The following is a 16,950-nucleotide window of genomic DNA, read 5'->3' on the forward strand; positions in this document are numbered from 1 at the left end:
GGAAATCAGGCGGCGCGGTGCGCCAGGTTGGCCCAGCGGCCGGGCGTCAGGCCGAAGCGGGCGGAGAAGTGGCGCGTGAGGTGGCTCTGGTCGGCAAAGCCGGTCGCCGCCGCGACCTCGGATAGGGCCGTACCGTCGGCGATCATCGCCTGCGCGCGCGCCAGCCGCCGCCCGACCTGGAAACGATGCGGCGAGGTGCCGAAAGCCGCGCGGAAGTGGCGGGCGAGGGCGAAGCGATCGAGGCCGCTCACTCTCTCAAGCTCCTCGGACGCAACCGTGCGCGGCGCCTCGGCGATCAGGAAATCGCGGGCGCGACCGACGGCGCGGCGGGCCGGCGCGCCACGCTGGGGTTTCGCCGGCGCGTCGCCGCGGACCGAGAGTCGGTCAGCCAGGCGTACAACGACAGCGTCGACGGCAAGCGGTTCGAGCGCCCGTGGAAAGTCGGCGAACGCCTCCTGGAGCAAAGCCGCGAGCGCGGGATCGTCGGACACCACGTCCGGCACGAACGGCGTGGCGCCGCCCAGCGCGGCGCTGACCGCGGCCGGATCGACATAGAGCATGCGATAGGCGAAGCCGCCGTCGCGCTCGGCATGGCCGTCATGCGCCTCGTCGGGATGGATCACCATGACCTGCCCGGCGCTGCTGGTCCGCATCCCGCCGCGATATTGGAACGACTGCGCCCCCCACAAGGTCAGGCCGACGGCATAGGTCTCGTGGCGATGCAGATCGTAGGCATGCCCGCCGAATCGCGCGGCGAGCCGCTGCAGGCTGCCGTCGGTCTGGTCGAAATCGATGTGGTCCAGGGAAGCCATGCACAAACGTTCAAGACGAACGGGCCATCCTGCCCGATATGGAGCCCATGATATACGAAACCAAGACGGCTCTCGTCCTGCGACGCGACCTCGCCGGCTGGCAAATGGCCAATGTCGCGGCCTTCCTCGCCGGCGGCCTGGCCGGCACGCACGCCCACCTGATGGGCGAGCCCTACAAGGATGCGTCTGGCAAGGCCTACACCGCCCTGATCCGCGAGCCGGTGTTCGTCTATGGCGGCACGGTCGAGGAGCTGCGCCGCACCCACCAGCGCGCCCTGTCGCGCGAACTGGTGCCCGCGGTCTACATTGAGGCGATGTTCAGCACGACCAACGACGCCGACAACCGCACCGCCTTCGCCGCGGCGCCGGTCGATGCCCTTGATTTCGTCGGCATCGGCGTCCACGGCCCGCGCAAGGTGATCGACAAGGTGGTGAACGGGCTGAAGTTCCTGACCTGACGCCAAGTCTGTCATCCTGACCATAGCGGTGTGCCTCGGAAACCCCGCGAAGTACTTCCCGGGGTTTCCGGAAGACGGTGCAGGCCTCGTCGCCGTGTCCCGTCTGTCGCGCTTCAGACATGTTGCATCGGTACTTCTGATGCCGCCCGATGTATGGAAAGCTCTTGATCCTACCTCTGAAGGAATCGGGACCGACAAATGCACGACATCGTCATCCGCGGTGGCACCATCGTTGACGGCACGGGAGCGCCGGCCTCCGTCGGAGACGTCGCCATCAACGGCGATCGGATCGCGCAGGTCGGCGGCAAGGCGGGGCCGGGCAAGCGCGAGGTGAAGGCCGACGGCCGGCTGGTCACGCCGGGCTGGGTTGACGTGCATACGCATTATGACGGTCAGGCCACCTGGGATCCCGTCCTTGCGCCGTCCTCCTGGCATGGCGCCACGACCATCGTGTTCGGCAATTGCGGCGTCGGCTTCGCGCCCGTCCGCCGCGAGCACCACAAGATGCTGATCGATCTCATGGAAGGGGTCGAGGACATCCCCGGCATCACCCTGACCGAGGGCCTGAAGTGGGATTGGGAGAGCTTCCCGGATTACCTCGATGCGCTCTCGCGGCTGCCGCGCACCATCGATGTTGCTGCCCAGCTCGCGCACCATCCGTTGCGAGTCTATGTCATGGGCGAACGCGCGCTCGCACGGGAGAATGCGACCGCCGAGGACATCGAGACGATGGGCCGGTTGACCGAGGAGGCGCTCAGGGCAGGCGCGGTCGGCTTCACCACGAGCCGCACCGACCAGCACAAGACCTTGGAGGGCGACTTGGTGCCGGGCCGCTATGCCGAGCACGAGGAACTGCTTGCCATCGGCCGGGCAATGGGCCGCGCGGCGCGCGGCGCCTTCGGCATGCTTTCGGATTTCGAGGACGAGGCCGCCGATTTCGGCTGGATGCGGCAGATCGCGAAGGATAGCGGCCGGCCGGTGTGGTTCCTGCTCACCGACCGAAGCTACGACCCGCAGCGCTGGCGCCGCCTGATGGACGGCGTGCGCGCCGCCCGTGCCGATAACCTGCCACTCTCCGCCCAGGTCGCGGGACGCCCAGTCGGTCTGACCCTGGGCCTCGGCACGTCGCTCAATCCGTTCGGGCTGCGCGAGGCGTTCGCCGAGGTTGCCAAGCTGCCGCCGGCCGAGATGCTGGCCAAGCTCCGTACACCCGAGCTGCGCCGGCTGATCCTGTCGCAGGAAGCGTCGCCGCGGCTGCTCGAGGTGCTGCCACCCCTGTCGCGCCAGATCGCGACGCGCTGGGACCGCATGTATCCGCTGGGCGAGACGCCCGACTACGAGCCGCCGCCCGAACGCAGCATCGAGGCCCTGGCGGCGCGCGAAGGCGTGACCCCGGCCGAGTATTGCTACGACTACCTGGTCGGCGGCGACGGCAGCCGGATGGTGTATTTCCCCGTCACCAACTACGTGCACGGCGACCTCGAGGTGGTGCGCGAGATGATCGAGGACCCGCACACGCTGCTCGGCCTGTCGGACGGCGGCGCGCATTGCGGCGTGATCTGCGATGCCTCGCTCAACACGACGATGCTGGCGCACTGGGTTCGCGACCGCACGCGCGGCCCGCGCCTGCCGTTGGAATATACGGTGAAGCAGATGACGAGCGAGACGGCGGCCTTCTTCGGCTTCCGCGACCGCGGCCGGCTTGCGCCGGGCCTGAAGGCGGATGTGAACGTCATCGACTTCGACGGGCTGCACCTGCATTCGCCGAAGATGATCTTCGACCTGCCGGCCGGCGGCCGACGCCTGGTCCAGCAGGTCGACGGCTACGACATGACGATCTGCTCGGGCATGCCGATCTTCGAGAAGGGACAGGAAACCGGCGCTCGCCCCGGCAAGCTGGTCCGCTCGGCGGGATGATCGTTGCTGGGAGCGCGGCTCTCCAGAGCCGCTCTTTCTTCCGGTTGCAATATCCGATGAGCGGCTCTGGAGCGCCGCGCTCCCAGCCTTACGCTTTGACCGGACCAGGCAGGTCCAGCCCCACGCCGGTCAGGTGTCCGAACAAGCTGTGAAGTCGTTCGACGACCGGTGATGGCAAAGGCGGGCGGAGGATCGAGGCCACGTTCTGCTCGACATGTGCCTTGTTGCCGGTGCCGAACAGAATGACATCTGCCCCTTGCTCGTGGCGGGCGTAGCGATAGGCGGCGTCTGTAATGCTTTCGGCGGCGCCCTCGGCTACGAGGAATCCGAGCGGATCGCCGCCGGACAGGATCGAACGGTCGAGCTGGCCCTGCTCGACCAGCTTGGCGAAGACGTCCCGGCGGTAGTCGTCGTTGCTGAAGATGTTGCGGACGACGAACATCAGCAGCGTGCCGATTCCCCTGCGCTGGGTCACGGGAAAGATCTTGTGACGCGCGCCCTGGTTCATCAGGCTGTAGGCCAGCATGATGACCTCCCACGGCGCTTCGTGGATCGCCTGGGCGAGCATTTTCTGCTCGGGGTCGTTGGGACCCGTCTCGGTGATGCCGACATGGCGAACCTTGCCCTGCTCCTTGAGCCTGAGGAGGGCAGGGGCCAGCACATCGCGATGATGGACGTAGGTCGCCGGGCCGACGGCGTGGAAATGGAAGATGTCGACGTAGTCGAGGCCGAGCCGCTTCAGCCCGGCTTCCACCCGGCGGGTGACGGCGTCGGCCGTGTCGTCGCCTGACCTGAACAGGGCCTTGGTCGAGATCACCAGCCTGTCCCGGTCGTAATGCCGGGCGGCGGCGCCGACGATCTCCTCGGTTCCGTAGGCTTCGGCGGTGTCGATGAAATTGACGCCGAGATCGACGGCGATGCGCACGATCGTCACGGACTCCTCGAAGCTCGCGCCGCGGCGAAGGCCCAGGCGACTGTTGCCGCCGCACCCGAGTCCCGCGACGCTGACCGTGAGGCCGGTTTTTCCGAGTGGCTTGTATTCCATGTCCGCTTTCACTCCATCCTCGCGCCGCTCGCCTTGACGACGGGGCCCCACTTCTCCCGCTCCAGCCTGATGAAGTCGGTGAACTCGGCCGGCGTCATCGGCCGGATCACCGCGCCCTGCGCCCTCATAGGGTCGGCCGCTTCCCTGGTCTTGAGCACCGTGACGGTCGCCGCATGGATGCGGTCGAGAATGGCCTTGGGAACGCCGGCCGGCGCGGCGAGTCCGTACCAATTGTCCGAGAGCACCGTGGGCAACCCGATCTCCGCCGTGGTCGGCACATCGGGGAGAAGGGCCGTGCGGGTCGCGCTGGTGACCGTCAATGGCTTGATGGCGCCGGAGCGGATATGCGGCAGCAGCACCGAGACATCGAGCACGACCATCTGGACCTGCCCCGCCAGCAGATCCTGAACCGCCGGGGCGGCCCCGCGATAGGGCACGTGCACGATGTCGATGCCGGCGGCGCTCCTGAACAGCTCCGCCGCGAGGTGGCTGATCCCGCCGGGTCCGGACGATCCGTAATTTACCTTGCCCGGATTGGCCTTGGCATAGGCGATCAACTCGGAGACCGAATTGACCGGCAAGCGCGACGATACCGCCACGATCATCTGCACCAAGGCGATCGGAGTCAGCGGGACCAGATCCTTGTCCTCGAACGGCATGTTGGGGATCATGAACGGCGCGATCGCCGTCGGGCCGGTAGCGTTCATGCCGATCGTATAGCCGTCGGGCGCCGCCTTGGCGGTGGCAGCGACACCGACAACGCCGCCCATGCCGCCCTTGTTCTCGACCACGACCTGCTGCCCGAGAATCGGCGACAGGCCTTGCGCGAGGATGCGGCCGAACATGTCCGAAGGTCCGCCGGCGGCAAAGGGGACGTACAGGGTGATCGGCCGGCTCGGCCAGGCCTGCGCCCGCGCCCCGGCCGGAACCATGGCCGCGACGGCGCCGGTCGCCTTGAGCATCGTCCTGCGTTTCATCGTCCCTCCCACCTGTGTTCTTGCCTAAGCGATGGACCGGCCGCCATCGACGTAAAGATTGACGCCGTTGATATAGGCGCCGGCATCCGAGCATAGCAGCAACGCCGCGCCGGCGAGATCATCGGGCCGACCGAGCCGGCCGGCCGGGATACGCTGCACGAGCGCTTCGCCTTCCGTCGCCATCTGGACGCGATTGCGCGCGGTCAGGATGGCGCCGGGCGCCAGATTGTTCACCGTCACGCCCTGACCGCCGAACTGGCGCGCAAGATTCCACGCCCAATTGAGCTGCGCCGCCTTGGTCCCGGCATAGACCATCATCTGCGGATGCGGCCGAACCTGCTGCACGCTCCCGATCGTCGCGACGCGACCCCAGCCGCGGACGCCCATGGGCGGAACCAGCGCCTGCAGCAGCTCCATCGGGCTGCGCAGGTTGACCGCGATCTGCCTGTCGAACCGCTCCCGGCTTATCCCGTGGTACGCCTCGGGCAGCTCGATCGAGGCGTTCAGCACGAGGATATCGACGCTCGACCAGGCGGTGACCGTCTCCGCGAGCCGGCGTCCGCCATCGTCGAGGGCGAAATCCTGGCCGAAGGCGCGCGCCGTACCGCCGCCCTGTTCGATCTCCCGCACCACGGTGTCGGCATCGGCTGCCTCCTCGACCGTGCCGGCATGGTGGATCGCCAACCGCGCGCCGGCTCCCGCCAGGGCAAGGGCGATGGCGCGGCCGATTTCGCGGCGAGCGCCGGTCACCAGGGCGGTTCGGTCGGTCAGTCGAAAACGCTCGAACGGGTCTGACGGCATGGGGGCTCCAACGGGATTTGAGTGATCTCATGCTCTGCTGGCCCGCGAGCTTCGAGCTCGCGCATGGTCAAGAGTGCGCATGGACCTCAGTCGGAAACCGCGCCGGAGTCCTTGACCGCCTTGCCCCACTTGGGCACGTCGCGCTGCAGCACGTCGGTGAGCCCGCTCGGCGGCGATGCCACCACGACCAGGCCGATCTTGGCCAGGCGTTCCAGTGTCTCGGGCTGGCGGAGGGTGGCGGCGATCTCCTGGTTGAGCTTTGCCGTGACGTCGTCAGGAATGCCGGCCGGTCCCATGATCGCCAACCAGCTGCCCCCTTCGAACAGGATGCCGCTCTCGATGAAGGTCGGCACATCCGGCAGGGCCGGCGAGCGCTCGGTAGAAGCGACGCCGATCGCCCGCACCTTTCCGGCCTGGATGTGCGGCAGTGCGGTGTTGCCGCTCACCGCCGTCAGCTGGACCTCGCCGGCCAGTAGTGCCTGAACGGCCGGCGCTCCGCCCTTGTAGGGGACGTGGACCATATCGAGCCCCCCGGCTGCCGTCCGGAACATCTCCAGGACCAGATGGGAGCCGTTCCCGGTGCCGGCAGACGAGTAGGTGAACTTGCCAGGTTGGCTCATTGCCAGGGCGGCGAATTCCTTCGCGTTGCTGGCGGGAACCGACGGATGGATGACGATCACGGTCGGAAAGGTGGCCGCCAGCATCACCGGCGTGAAGTCCTTGAAGACGTCATAGGACAGCTTCGTGCCATAGAGCGTGGGCGCGATGGCGTGCGTGCCGTTGTCGGCCACCACCAGCGTGTAACCGTCGGGCGCCGATTTGGCGACGAGCGCGCTGCCCAGGGTTCCGCCGGCACCCGGGCGGTTCTCCACCACGACTTGCTGGTTGATTCTCTCTCCGAGCTTGAGCGCCAGGATGCGACCGAACGTATCCGAATTGCCGCCGGGCGCATGCGGGACGATCAGCCGGATCGGCCTCGACGGGAAGGGCGCCCCCTGCGCGCCGGCGGGAAGCACTCCCGACACTGCGAGCGCCGCCATGAACCCCAGCGCTTTCCGACGTGACGTGTCGACCATCTTGTCACCTGCTTTGATTGTAGAGCCTTTATCACGACCGCCGGTGTCATCCCGGACGAAGCGAGGGAGCGAGGCTGGGCGCCGCCACAGATGTGCGTAGGGAGCAGCGCCGAAGGCAGGCGGCACGGCATCAGCTCACGAAAATCCGGGCGCCGACCGGCAGGGTACGTGCCTTGTCGAGCGCCTTCATGGTGGCCGCATAGCCCGCTTCGATGGCGGCATCGAAGCTGGTCCAGTCGAGCAGGTCGAACTTGTCCATCGGCGGCACGATCAGCAGATCGGCCGCGGCGCGGTCCTCGGCCGTGCGTGCGGCACTCGCGACCAAGGCGGAGCGCAGCAGGATGCGCACGATCGAGGGGATCGGCAGGGTCTCCTCGCGCTTCCACACCAGGCGGCGGAAGAACTCCCACGCCGACCAGGGTTCCTCGACATCGGCGCCTGCGGCCAGCGCACCGCCGGTGTCGATGTCCACCGCAATGGTCAGTCCACGGCCCTGCCGCCGCATCACCCGGACCGGCAGGTTGTCGATCACGCCGCCGTCGACATGGACCTGGCCCGTATCGTTGACCGGCGGCAGAACGCCCGGCAGCGACACCGAGGCGCGCAGCCAGCGCCACAGCCGGCCCGTGGTGTGGGTGTCGGCGTTGGACGTCGTGAGGTTGGCGGTGACGCAGTAGAAGGGGAGAATCAGGTCCTCGATATCCTTGTCGCCGAACGCGGTACGCAGCAGCGTGGTCACCCGCCGTCCGCCGAACAGCGACACGAAGGGCAGCGTGTAGTCGCTGAGCGGATTGGCGGCGACGAAGGAGCGGCGGAAGCGCTCGGCGAGCTCGACGTCGGTCCAGCGCGCGGCAACCGCCGCGGCAACGATCGCGCCCATGCTGGTGCCGCCGACCTGGTCGATCGGCACGCCCGACTGCCGCAGGGCCTTCACCACGCCGATATGAGTAAAGGCGCGCGCGCCGCCGCCGGCCATGACCGCGCCCACCGCGTGGCCGGTGATCAGCCGCGCCAGCCGGTCGAAGTCGGACGGCAGGTCGAGCCGGACGTGGTGATGCTGGCCGTACAGGCCCCCCGCGAGCTGGCTGCTCGTCGATCCCGGCTTCGGATCATGGCCCTCATGCAGCAGCACGAGCTCGCGGCGGCGATGGAACACGGCGTCCGGCTGGGCCGCCTCGATCTCGAACGGCAACTTCGTCGGTTCTTCGGAAGCGGCGTTGCGGATCACGACCAGGCAGTCGGCCTGGCGCAGGCAGAGCTCGGTCCATGGCGTGAGGGCCGGATCGGCGCGATAGAGCACGAAGGCGCAATCCATCTCGCAGCGCGCGAACCACTCGGGCTCCTCGTGCACGGAATCCTGGCCGAGCACCTGGACCTCGCCGCCGATCCGGCCGAGGGCGGCTTCGAGCAACACCGAGAAGCGTCCTGCCGGCACGTCCCGTCCGGCCGGCAGCAGCGCGAAGGTGCGCGGCTGGCGGCGGCGCTTGCTCGGCCCCATGGCGTTGCGCGCCGCGACGTTGCGCATCAGGGCGGGCAGCACCTCGGGATGATGTCCGGTGAGACCGTCGAAGCTCTCCTGCGACAGGCGCCACACCTCGCTGTCGCGCAGCGCCGCGACGCTGCGCGTGCGCTGGCTGTGTGACAGCAAGGACATCTCGCCGACGATGTTGCCGGGCGTGATCTCGGCGATCAGCGCCGGTCCGCCTTCGGCGGCATCGTCCTCGTCGTGGCGGAAAACGCCGAGGCAGCCGCTCGCCACGACATAGACCGCGTCGGCCGGTTCGCCCTGATGGAACAACGGGGCACCGCCGGGAAGCACCAGCGGCGTCAGCTCGCGCTCGATCGCCGCCATGCTGGGCGCATCGAGATCGGCGAACAGCGGCGCGCGGGCCAACGCGCGCCGCAGCCGCAGCCGGGCCGAATCCGTGCTCGGCTCGGCGATGCTCATCCCGGGCTCATTCTGGGCTCATCCGGCGGTCAAGCCCCTGAGCGCCCAGCCGATCGTCTGGTCGGCGCGCGACCACACCATCTCGCGCCATTTGTCGCCGGCCGGGAAGAAGCGCTCCTTCATGTCGGCCTTGAGCTCGCGCGCGAGCGGCGAGGCGAGGTCGCCGCGCTGGTGCAGCCAGTTGTCGGCGCGCACTGCGCCTAGCACCTCGGGCACCGGATAGGTACCGTACTCGATGGCGACCGGTGTGACCTCGGCGTCGGGCAGCTCCTGCGGGAAGGCGTCGGTCATGATACCGACCACGATCGCCGACGTGGAGGTGCCGCCCTCGGGCGAGGTCAGCTCGTCGCCGTACCACGCCTTCGCGCGCGGAAACGACTTGGCGGTGGGTGGCACGGCGCAGATCAGCTCGCCATGGCCGAACGGTCCGAGGCCGGTGTGGAAGTCGATGATGCCGACCCGCCGCGCGCGGCCGAGCTCCTCGCGCGCGATGGCGCGGATGGTGCGGTTGCTCCAGGTCGGCTTCGCCCCGCCGAAGAAGATGCCGTCGGGATGGCTGTACTGGCCGCTGCTGATCGCGCCCTGCAGCGCGTAGGCGCCGTGCTTCTGGGCATAGGAATCGAAGACGCGGTCGCTCGCAGCCTTGCTCTCCTCGCTCCATTCCGCGGGCAGGACGGCGTCGGCGATGGCGAGATAGCCGTCGTTCTTCGGGTACGCCTTGTCGTGATCGACGAAGTTGCGGTTGAGGTCGACGTTGTCCTCGTTCACCCGCCGCGTCCAGGCGAAGCCGTAGGGGTTGATCGCGTGCACGATCAACGCGCCGGTATCCTTGGGCAACGTCGCGGCGCGGCCGGTCGCCAGCCAGGCGATCTGTGCGCCCGAGCCGCAGTGGCCTTCGACACCGTGCGTGCTCGAGATCAGCACCAGCATGTTCGACGCATCGGCCGGACCGAAGCGCGCCGTGTCGAGAAAGAGCCGCTCGCCGTCCGGCCCCCGGGCGTGAGGATTGAGCCACGACCGGATCGCGCCGCCCGCCGTTGCCGCAGCGCCGCAGAACTTGGTCCGTGCCTCGGCATAGCTCTCGGAAAAGCACCCGGAAATCGAAACCATCAATACTCCTCCCGCCGGCATGCTAGCATGCTGCGGCCATGGCATTCTTCACGTTAGAAACAGCGCAAGCCCAGCTCTCGCCCGGCGGCAATTTCGGCCCCTGGATCTGGGACCTCAAGCTCCGTGTCGAGCATGTCTCGCCCGACGAATTGCGCATTCGCCTGCCGTTCGATGACCGGATCGCTCGACCGGGCGGCGTAGTGATCGGCCAGGCGATGATGGCCATGGTCGATACCGTCATGGTGCTGGCGATTTGCGAGAAGCTCGGGCGATTCGCGACCCTCGCGACGATCTCGCAAACCACGAACTTCCTGCGTGCCGCCGTGCGGCGAGACGTGATCGGCGTTGCGCGTGCCGTGAAGGTCGGCCGCTCGACGGATTTGGCGAGGTCGAGATGTTTACTGACGGCTCGGCGGAGCCGATCGCACAGTCGCTCTCGACCTTTGCCGTGCTCCCGGACAAGGCAGGGGCCTTCAACCGGGCCGACAGCCACGCCGGCTCGCTATAGCTCGGCGTCGCGCTTGCGATGGGGATCGTACTTCGAGAGCACGTCCTTGAGGTAATCGCGGCTCTTCCATTCGGGCGGCGGCGGCTCGTGCCCGGGCCGGGGAACGAACGGGTTCGCCGGTATGGCCGCCGATGGGCCCATCAGGTCCGGAACGTAGCGCGGGCAGTTCGGAAAGATCTCGCATTTGACACGGACGACGACTTTCGCACCATGGTGCGCGGCAAGCGTTTCCGCGTCGTCGTGGATCGCTGCCTTGCCCCGGATGCGCGCGCGGAACGTCTTGCCGTCGAAGCGCACGAACAGCAGGCCGACGTTCGGGTTGCGGTGAATGTTGCCGAGCGTGCGGTACATGTTGTTGCCGTCGTACTCGGGGTACTCGAGCGTGTCGGGCCCGGTGATCCTGACGAAGCCGGGATCGCCCGATCGCATCGAGCAATCGACGTTGTCCTGATAGCTGCTCGCGATGAAGAAGACTCTTGCCTCTTCGATGAGCTTGCGCTCCTGTTCCCAGAACTCGAAGTGGAGGCGATTCTTCTCGAGGCCGTCGGCGACGCGGCGGCCGTCGAAGCGGTCCTGCAGCTCGCGCATGCCGTCATGGTAGAAGGGAGCGCGGTCGATCGGGTCGGTCATGGAGCCTCGGCAATACCTGATCCTGATGATCGTATCACAGGAGTGAAGCAATGCCTCGTGCCCGCCTGCGCGATCTCGGCCTCCAAACCGGAACCCTGCCGCCCGGACCGCTCAACGCCATCACCGATGTGGCGGGCGTCAAGGTGGGTTACGCGACCGTCATCCAGGACATGCCGAGGATCGCCCGTACCGGAGTCACCGCCATCTGGCCGCGCGGACGGGAGATCTGGACCGACTACGTCTTCGCGGGAACGTTTTCCTTCAACGGCAACGGCGAGATGACCGGACTTCCGTGGCTCGCGGAGCAAGGCTTGCTCGGCGCGCCGATCGGCATCACCAACACCTATCAGGTCGGGATCGTGCGGGACGCCATTACCGCACTGGCGGTGCGCGATGGCGCTTCCCAGGTCTTTCATCTGCCGGTCGTTGCCGAGACCTACGATGGCTGGCTGAGCGATATCCAGGCTTTCACGCTGACGCAAGAGCACGCGCTTGCTGCGTTCGATAGCGCGGTTGGCGGGTGCGCCATCGCCGAGGGCAATGTCGGAGGCGGTACCGGCATGATCTGTCACGAGTTCAAGGGCGGTACCGGCACGGCGTCGCGCGTCGTCGTCGAAAATGGCGAGCGCTATACGGTCGGCGCGCTGGTGCAGGCGAACTATGGCGCACGCGATCTGTTGCGCGTCGATGGCGTGCCCGTCGGTCGCGAGATCGGCCCCGACGTCGTGCCGGCACATCGCTCGGGCAAGAGAGCAAATCCGCCCCCGACGACGGAAGGTTCCATTATCGTCGTCCTGGCGACCGACGCGCCTCTCATTCCGATCCAGTGCCAGCGGCTCGCCCGCCGGGCCACGACAGGGCTCTCATGGGTCGGCGGCATCGGTGCCAATGGAAGCGGCGACATCTTCATCGCCTTCTCCACCGGCAATCACGTCGGCCAGAACGACAGGATCAGCGCCGTGAAGATGCTCGCGCCCGACGCGATGACGAGCCTGTTCCAGGCCGCGGCCGAGGCGACCGAAGAGGCGATCCTCAACGCCATGTGCATGGCCGAGACCATGTCCGGCCGGGACGCCCGCACCATCCACGCCCTGCCGCTCGACCTCCTGCAAGAGGTGATGCGGAGGTACCGGCCCGAGCAGCGCGCGTGAGTGCGCGGTCCGCCAGGCAATCGAGCGGCCGGCCGGGAAGGCGCGCTTGCGTTTAAAGACCGGTCAGTCCATATATAAGGCATGGCACGCCAAACCTCACTGCCGCGCGGCCGGCCCCGCGAGTTCGACACTGACGCAGCCGTAGAGCGCGCCATGGGCGTATTCTGGTCGTCCGGCTATCACGGCACGTCGCTGCCTGATCTGCTCGAGGCGACGGATCTCTCGCGCGGAAGCCTCTATGCAGCCTTTGGCGACAAGCACGGGCTCTTTTTGTGCGCTCTCGAGCGCTACATCGCCGAGGCCTTGACGCGTCTCGACGCCGAGCTTGATCCGCGAAGAAGCGCCCTGGCGGGTGTGCGGGCCTGCCTTGCCGGCTATGTCGAGCGGACCAGTGGGGTTAGCGGCAAGCGCGGATGCCTGGTAGTGGCAACCGCCATGGAACTGGCCGGCCACGACACCGAGGTAGAGCAGCGTATCCGGCGGTTCTTCAAGACGATGGAAGCCCGTCTGACCGAGGCATTGGCGCGCGCGCAGGCCGATGGCGAGCTGGTCGATGGTGTCGCGCCCGCGACCGTCGCCCGCCTGCTTCTCTGCCTCCTCGAAGGCATGCGTGTCGTCGGCAAGGCAAGCCCGGACCGGCGCCTGTCGCAAGCCGTCGTCCAGACCCTCATCGACCGCTTCGCAAAGTAGGTCGTCGCATGACCCGAGCATCGTACAGGCACGCCGATATATGGACTGTTCGGTCGTAAAAGGAAACTCCATGACCCCGACCCAAATCGCGTGCGCCGTGCTCGTGCCCCTGCTGTGGGGCTTCCAGTTCGTCGTGATCAAGGTCGGCCTGACGGCGTTTCCACCGTTGTTCTTCGTCGGCTTGCGCTTTGCCGTCGTCGCGGCGCTCCTGCTTCCCTTCGTTGGATGGCCGACCGGGCGCGAGCTCGGGCGGATCGCTGTCATCTCGATCTTCGTCGGCGGCCTGAATTTCGGATTGGTCTTCACCGGGCTAGCCCATGGATCGGCAAGTGTCGCGGGCATTGCCATTCAGCTGACGACACCGTTCACGCTGATCCTCGCCTGGCCTCTGCTTGGCGAGCGGCTCTCGATGCGGGTCATCCTCGGTGTCGTTTTCGCCTTCGGCGGCGTCGCCCTTACCGTTGTCGAAACCATCGTATCGGTGGAGGTCGTCCCGACCCTGTTCGTGATCGCCTCGACATTCGCCATGGCAGCCGGAAGCGTGCTCACCAAGCGCTATGGCCCGTTCGAGCCTCTGAAGCTCATGGCCTGGATGTCGCTCTTCACCGTTCCGCAGGTGCTGGTTGCGTCCTTCGTGCTTGAGCATGGGCAGATCGAGTCGCTCCGCGCCGCCAGTCTCACGTCATGGATGGCCTTCCTGTACACCGTGCTGCTCGGCGCAATTCTCGGGTTTGGCCTGTGGTTCTGGCTGATCGGGCGGTGCTCGATGACACGCGTGGCGCCCTTCGGGCTGCTGCAGCCGGTCTTCGCGATCGTCGCAGGGGTGATCTTCCTGCACGAGTCCCTCACGGCAATGCTGGTCGCCGGCGCCGTCACTTGCATCGCCGGCGTGGCCATCACGCAGCGCCAGCCCGCCTGATTTCATCCGCCCCCAAGAGGAAGCCGCTCAGCTGTCGTACTTCAGCAGGGTCTCGACCGGCACCGGGACCTTGTTGCGGCCGTCCAGGAAGGTGAGCTCGATGACGCAGGCCGCAGCCGGCACGACCGCGCCGACCGTCTGCAGCAGGGTGACCGCTGCGGCCAGCGTGCCGCCGGTGGCGAGCAGGTCATCGACCAGCACGACGCGCTTGCCCTGTTCGATGGCGTCGGCCTGGATCTCGATCTCGTCGGTGCCGTACTCGAGCGCGTAGGTGTGGCGCACCGTGATGCCGGGGAGCTTGCCGCTCTTGCGCAGCATCACGAAGCCCGTGCCGAGTGCGATCGCGAGCGGCGCGGCCAGCAGGAAGCCGCGCGATTCGATGCCGGCCAGCACGTCGGGCTTGTGCGGCCGGATCGCCGCTGCCATCTGCTCGATCGTCTCGTGCCAGGCCTTGGCGTGCGCCAGCAGGGTCGAGATGTCGTAGAAGAGGATGCCGGGCTTGGGGAAGTCCGGGATCGACCGGATATGGTCCTTGAGATTCATCTCGCTCCTTACTGATAGGCCAGCTTACTGATAGGCGGATGGCGGCACGAAGCTGCGATATTCCTTCTCCAGCAGCTTGGCGAACTGGATGCAGTCGTAGTCGCCGTATTGCGGGCCGACGATCTGCACCCCGATCGGCAGGCCGTCGCCGGTCTGGCCGATGGGAGCGACCGAGGCGGGTAGGTAGGTTACGCCCGAGTAGCCGGCCCAGAAGATCTGGTCGACCACCGGCACCTGCCTGTTGTTGACGACGATGGTGCGCTCGTGGCGCGGGTCCCTGTGATCGTGCGGGAAAGCCGCGGTCACCGCGACCGGGCAAAGCAGCAGGTCGTAGTTCTCGAAGAATTCGGCCCAGGCGAGCCGCATGCGGTGGCGCTTCTCGTTGAGCGCCAGCCAGGTGCGATGCGACAGCGAGTTGCCGCGCTGCATCTGGGCGAAGTAGCTCATGTCCGAATCGGGCAGGGCAGCGGCGTCGCGCGCCGCCTGGTGCCAGGCCTCGTCGGTCATGCGGCCCGAGGTCGCCGCGCGCAGCAGGCGGACATAGACGTCGTTCTGCTCGGCCGTGTCGATCGCCGGCCGCGCGGTGTCGCTCACCCTGGCCTTCTGCTTGCCGAGGAAGGTGGCGAGCTTCTGCAGCTCGTCCTGCACCGACTGGTCGACCTCGCAGTTGGGATCGGAGAGCACGACCGCGACCTTTAACTCGCGCAGTGTCTTCTTCTTCGAGCGCGGCAGGGTGAGCGTCCAGCCGCGACCGTCGATCTCGTCCGGCCCGGCCATCACGTCCATGGCGATCTCGAGATCCTCCGCGCCGCGGGCCAACGGACCGCACACGCTGATGTCGGCCTGCGCGACATTGCCGGCGAGCGCATGGCCGCGCGGCGAGACCACGCCGAAGGTCGGCTTGTGGCCGAAAACGCCGCAATAGTGTGCGGGGTTGCGAATCGAGGCGCCGATGTCGCTGCCGGCCTCGAGCCCGGTCAGCCCGGCTGCGAGCGCCGCGCCCGAGCCGCCGGACGAGCCGCCCGGCGTGCGCGACAGGTCCCACGGGTTCTTCGTGACGCCGTAGACCTCGTTGTAGCTCTGCCAGTCGGCCAGGTTCAGCGGCACGTTGGTCTTGCCGAACAGGGTCGCGCCGGCATCGACCAGGCGCTGGGCGGCGAGCGAATTCTTGTCGACCTTCTGGTCCTTGAACGCCGGATTGCCCCAGGTCGTGGGGTAGCCCGCGATGTCGTAGGACTCCTTCAGGGTCATCGGCACGCCATGCAGCGGCCCGAGCTTCCTGCCCGCCTTCACCGCCCGGTCGGCTGCCTTGGCCCGCTTGCGCGCGCCCTCGGCATCCATGGCGATGATCGCATTGAGCTCGGGATTATGGGCCTCGATGCGTTCGAGGTAGAGATCGAGCAGCTCGAGGCAGCCGATCTTCTTCTTCCGGATCGCCGAGGCGAGCTGCTTGGCGGTCTGGAACGGCAGGGCATTGGACATGGTATGGCCGTAGCATATTGTGCGGCCCGACGTGAAGAAACTCCCTGCCTCCTGGATGCGCTTCGCCCTGCCCTTGGGCACGTCGTTCTTCATGACCTTCCTGGTTTCGGGTGTCGCCACTTGGGGAGCGCTCGGCTCGGTGCCGGGCGTATTCCGCGCCTGGATGGCGTCGTGGATGATCGCCTGGGCGATCGCCTTCCCGACGATGTTGGTGATGATGCCGGTGGTGCGGCGGTGCCTGTCGATGATCATCGAAGAAGAGGGGCGGGGTGCACGATGACCCGTTCGCACGGCCCGCGCCGTGGCAACCTCCTGACAGGCCTGCCACTCCGCCTGGCCGAGGAACAGGTCGACAGCTTGGTCGAGGAACATTCGCGGCTACGCATCGAACGCATCGTCTCGACCGGCCAGGCGAGCGCGCCCGACTTCTGGTACGACCAGCCCGACGACGAGTTCGTCGTGCTGCTGGCGGGCGCGGCGCGGCTGCGGTTCCAACCCGGCGATATCAGCATCGATCTCGTGCCTGGCGATTGGATCGAAATCCCTGCGCACAGGCGCCATCGGGTCGAATGGACGCAGGCCGATCCGCCGACGGTGTGGCTGGCCATACACTCCCGATGAGCGCCCTCGCGGCCGCCTTCCTGACCTCGGTGGCGAACCAGCGAGGCTGCGCCTCGGACCGACAAGACGTGCCGCCTACGACGCGGCGCGGGCGCTGCTCAGGATAGCGGAGGGAAGCCGGGATGAGTGCCCCGGAAACCCCGGGAAGACTTCGCGGAGTTTCCGGGGCATGAACGAGATAGATCGCCCCCATCGTCTCGGCAGAGCCGGAAGGCATCTGGGAGGTCGTTCCCTTCCCGCGCTGCGCGCAGGGAGGAACCCG

Annotated in this window: 18 protein-coding genes; 8 read left to right on the forward strand and 10 right to left on the reverse strand. The window is 67.4% G+C overall.

Features of this window, described 5'->3' with window-relative positions; genetic code table 11:
* Positions 1 to 5: 5 nt before the first annotated feature.
* Positions 6 to 812: an AraC family transcriptional regulator gene (locus ACQY8M_RS16405; RefSeq protein WP_428674053.1), complete on the reverse strand. Its 807-nt coding sequence runs from the start codon at positions 810 to 812 to the stop codon at positions 6 to 8.
* Positions 813 to 859: 47 nt separating this feature from the next.
* Between ACQY8M_RS16405 and ACQY8M_RS16410 the strand changes: the two genes are divergently transcribed.
* Both ACQY8M_RS16410 and ACQY8M_RS16415 read left to right on the forward strand, forming a co-directional pair.
* Positions 860 to 1,270, forward strand: a complete 411-nt coding sequence (locus tag ACQY8M_RS16410) for a DUF2000 family protein (protein ID WP_428674055.1) — start codon at positions 860 to 862, stop codon at positions 1,268 to 1,270.
* Between the two features lie 198 nt (positions 1,271 to 1,468).
* The gene (locus tag ACQY8M_RS16415; RefSeq protein WP_428674057.1) at positions 1,469 to 3,187 is read left to right on the forward strand and encodes an N-acyl-D-amino-acid deacylase family protein; all 1,719 of its coding nucleotides are present in this window, start codon (positions 1,469 to 1,471) and stop codon (positions 3,185 to 3,187) included.
* A gap of 88 nt (positions 3,188 to 3,275) precedes the next feature.
* On the opposite strand, the gene ACQY8M_RS16420 is transcribed toward ACQY8M_RS16415, so the two are convergent.
* The 6 genes from ACQY8M_RS16420 to ACQY8M_RS16445 all read right to left on the reverse strand — a co-directional run bounded on the left by ACQY8M_RS16420 (position 3,276) and on the right by ACQY8M_RS16445 (position 10,144).
* The gene (locus ACQY8M_RS16420) at positions 3,276 to 4,232 is read right to left on the reverse strand and encodes an aldo/keto reductase (RefSeq protein WP_428674059.1); all 957 of its coding nucleotides are present in this window, start codon (positions 4,230 to 4,232) and stop codon (positions 3,276 to 3,278) included.
* 8 nt (positions 4,233 to 4,240) lie between these two features.
* Complete coding sequence (locus ACQY8M_RS16425) at positions 4,241 to 5,209, reverse strand: Bug family tripartite tricarboxylate transporter substrate binding protein (RefSeq protein ID WP_428674061.1); 969 nt, start codon at positions 5,207 to 5,209, stop codon at positions 4,241 to 4,243.
* Between the two features lie 24 nt (positions 5,210 to 5,233).
* A complete protein-coding gene (locus tag ACQY8M_RS16430; RefSeq protein ID WP_428674063.1) occupies positions 5,234 to 6,010 on the reverse strand; it encodes an SDR family NAD(P)-dependent oxidoreductase in 777 nt (258 codons plus the stop codon).
* Between the two features lie 86 nt (positions 6,011 to 6,096).
* Positions 6,097 to 7,086, reverse strand: a complete 990-nt coding sequence (locus ACQY8M_RS16435; RefSeq protein ID WP_428674065.1) for a Bug family tripartite tricarboxylate transporter substrate binding protein — start codon at positions 7,084 to 7,086, stop codon at positions 6,097 to 6,099.
* A gap of 130 nt (positions 7,087 to 7,216) precedes the next feature.
* Positions 7,217 to 9,034 carry a patatin-like phospholipase family protein gene (locus tag ACQY8M_RS16440; protein ID WP_428674067.1) on the reverse strand — a complete coding sequence of 606 codons (1,818 nt, stop codon included), beginning with the start codon at positions 9,032 to 9,034 and terminating at the stop codon, positions 7,217 to 7,219.
* Positions 9,035 to 9,052: 18 nt separating this feature from the next.
* On the reverse strand, positions 9,053 to 10,144 hold the full coding sequence (locus tag ACQY8M_RS16445) for a M14 family metallopeptidase (RefSeq protein ID WP_428674069.1): 1,092 nt from the start codon (positions 10,142 to 10,144) through the stop codon (positions 9,053 to 9,055).
* Positions 10,145 to 10,182: 38 nt separating this feature from the next.
* Between ACQY8M_RS16445 and ACQY8M_RS16450 the strand changes: the two genes are divergently transcribed.
* Complete coding sequence (locus ACQY8M_RS16450; RefSeq protein WP_428674071.1) at positions 10,183 to 10,707, forward strand: PaaI family thioesterase; 525 nt, start codon at positions 10,183 to 10,185, stop codon at positions 10,705 to 10,707.
* Here the strand turns inward: ACQY8M_RS16450 and ACQY8M_RS16455 are convergent.
* On the reverse strand, positions 10,647 to 11,282 hold the full coding sequence (locus tag ACQY8M_RS16455) for a pyridoxamine 5'-phosphate oxidase family protein (protein ID WP_428674073.1): 636 nt from the start codon (positions 11,280 to 11,282) through the stop codon (positions 10,647 to 10,649). The genes ACQY8M_RS16450 and ACQY8M_RS16455 overlap by 61 nt on opposite strands.
* A gap of 50 nt (positions 11,283 to 11,332) precedes the next feature.
* Here ACQY8M_RS16455 and ACQY8M_RS16460 point away from each other — a divergent pair, with 50 nt between their 5' ends.
* From ACQY8M_RS16460 to ACQY8M_RS16470, 3 genes are all read left to right on the forward strand, one after another.
* Positions 11,333 to 12,433 carry a P1 family peptidase gene (locus ACQY8M_RS16460; RefSeq protein ID WP_428674075.1) on the forward strand — a complete coding sequence of 367 codons (1,101 nt, stop codon included), beginning with the start codon at positions 11,333 to 11,335 and terminating at the stop codon, positions 12,431 to 12,433.
* 153 nt (positions 12,434 to 12,586) lie between these two features.
* Positions 12,587 to 13,123 (forward strand): TetR/AcrR family transcriptional regulator, encoded by a 537-nt coding sequence (locus ACQY8M_RS16465; RefSeq protein WP_428674077.1) that lies wholly within the window; start codon positions 12,587 to 12,589, stop codon positions 13,121 to 13,123.
* Positions 13,124 to 13,193: 70 nt separating this feature from the next.
* The gene (locus ACQY8M_RS16470) at positions 13,194 to 14,042 is read left to right on the forward strand and encodes a DMT family transporter (protein WP_428674080.1); all 849 of its coding nucleotides are present in this window, start codon (positions 13,194 to 13,196) and stop codon (positions 14,040 to 14,042) included.
* Positions 14,043 to 14,069: 27 nt separating this feature from the next.
* Here ACQY8M_RS16470 and ACQY8M_RS16475 read toward each other — a convergent pair whose 3' ends face one another.
* Positions 14,070 to 14,585 carry an adenine phosphoribosyltransferase gene (locus ACQY8M_RS16475; RefSeq protein ID WP_428674082.1) on the reverse strand — a complete coding sequence of 172 codons (516 nt, stop codon included), beginning with the start codon at positions 14,583 to 14,585 and terminating at the stop codon, positions 14,070 to 14,072.
* Positions 14,586 to 14,609: 24 nt separating this feature from the next.
* On the reverse strand, positions 14,610 to 16,160 hold the full coding sequence (locus ACQY8M_RS16480) for an amidase (protein ID WP_428674084.1): 1,551 nt from the start codon (positions 16,158 to 16,160) through the stop codon (positions 14,610 to 14,612).
* On the opposite strand from ACQY8M_RS16480, the gene ACQY8M_RS16485 reads away from it, so the two are divergent.
* Together ACQY8M_RS16485 and ACQY8M_RS16490 are read left to right on the forward strand one after the other, a co-directional pair.
* Positions 16,159 to 16,347 carry a DUF2798 domain-containing protein gene (locus tag ACQY8M_RS16485; protein ID WP_428674086.1) on the forward strand — a complete coding sequence of 63 codons (189 nt, stop codon included), beginning with the start codon at positions 16,159 to 16,161 and terminating at the stop codon, positions 16,345 to 16,347. The two genes, ACQY8M_RS16480 and ACQY8M_RS16485, sit on opposite strands and share 2 nt — an antisense overlap.
* Positions 16,344 to 16,688, forward strand: a complete 345-nt coding sequence (locus tag ACQY8M_RS16490; RefSeq protein ID WP_428674088.1) for a cupin domain-containing protein — start codon at positions 16,344 to 16,346, stop codon at positions 16,686 to 16,688. Before ACQY8M_RS16485 ends, ACQY8M_RS16490 begins: the two co-directional genes overlap by 4 nt.
* Positions 16,689 to 16,950: the final 262 nt, after the last annotated feature.

It is taken from the genome of Reyranella sp. (assembly GCF_965279465.1).
Classification (GTDB): Bacteria; Pseudomonadota; Alphaproteobacteria; order Reyranellales; family Reyranellaceae; genus Reyranella.

What these genes read in the sequence shown, in the direction of transcription:
- ACQY8M_RS16470 (WP_428674080.1), top strand. Translation starts at nt 13,194, where the DNA reads ATGACCCCGACCCAAATCGCGTGCGCCGTGCTCGTGCCCCTGCTGTGG.
- ACQY8M_RS16490 (WP_428674088.1), top strand. Translation starts at nt 16,344, where the DNA reads ATGACCCGTTCGCACGGCCCGCGCCGTGGCAACCTCCTGACAGGCCTG.
- ACQY8M_RS16450 (WP_428674071.1), top strand. Translation starts at nt 10,183, where the DNA reads ATGGCATTCTTCACGTTAGAAACAGCGCAAGCCCAGCTCTCGCCCGGC.
- ACQY8M_RS16435 (WP_428674065.1), bottom strand. Translation starts at nt 7,086, where the DNA reads ATGGTCGACACGTCACGTCGGAAAGCGCTGGGGTTCATGGCGGCGCTC.
- ACQY8M_RS16480 (WP_428674084.1), bottom strand. Translation starts at nt 16,160, where the DNA reads ATGAAGAACGACGTGCCCAAGGGCAGGGCGAAGCGCATCCAGGAGGCA.
- ACQY8M_RS16425 (WP_428674061.1), bottom strand. Translation starts at nt 5,209, where the DNA reads ATGAAACGCAGGACGATGCTCAAGGCGACCGGCGCCGTCGCGGCCATG.
- ACQY8M_RS16440 (WP_428674067.1), bottom strand. Translation starts at nt 9,034, where the DNA reads ATGAGCATCGCCGAGCCGAGCACGGATTCGGCCCGGCTGCGGCTGCGG.
- ACQY8M_RS16485 (WP_428674086.1), top strand. Translation starts at nt 16,159, where the DNA reads ATGACCTTCCTGGTTTCGGGTGTCGCCACTTGGGGAGCGCTCGGCTCG.
- ACQY8M_RS16465 (WP_428674077.1), top strand. Translation starts at nt 12,587, where the DNA reads ATGGGCGTATTCTGGTCGTCCGGCTATCACGGCACGTCGCTGCCTGAT.
- ACQY8M_RS16455 (WP_428674073.1), bottom strand. Translation starts at nt 11,282, where the DNA reads ATGACCGACCCGATCGACCGCGCTCCCTTCTACCATGACGGCATGCGC.
- ACQY8M_RS16445 (WP_428674069.1), bottom strand. Translation starts at nt 10,144, where the DNA reads ATGGTTTCGATTTCCGGGTGCTTTTCCGAGAGCTATGCCGAGGCACGG.
- ACQY8M_RS16475 (WP_428674082.1), bottom strand. Translation starts at nt 14,585, where the DNA reads ATGAATCTCAAGGACCATATCCGGTCGATCCCGGACTTCCCCAAGCCC.
- ACQY8M_RS16415 (WP_428674057.1), top strand. Translation starts at nt 1,469, where the DNA reads ATGCACGACATCGTCATCCGCGGTGGCACCATCGTTGACGGCACGGGA.
- ACQY8M_RS16420 (WP_428674059.1), bottom strand. Translation starts at nt 4,232, where the DNA reads ATGGAATACAAGCCACTCGGAAAAACCGGCCTCACGGTCAGCGTCGCG.
- ACQY8M_RS16405 (WP_428674053.1), bottom strand. Translation starts at nt 812, where the DNA reads ATGGCTTCCCTGGACCACATCGATTTCGACCAGACCGACGGCAGCCTG.
- ACQY8M_RS16460 (WP_428674075.1), top strand. Translation starts at nt 11,333, where the DNA reads ATGCCTCGTGCCCGCCTGCGCGATCTCGGCCTCCAAACCGGAACCCTG.
- ACQY8M_RS16410 (WP_428674055.1), top strand. Translation starts at nt 860, where the DNA reads ATGATATACGAAACCAAGACGGCTCTCGTCCTGCGACGCGACCTCGCC.
- ACQY8M_RS16430 (WP_428674063.1), bottom strand. Translation starts at nt 6,010, where the DNA reads ATGCCGTCAGACCCGTTCGAGCGTTTTCGACTGACCGACCGAACCGCC.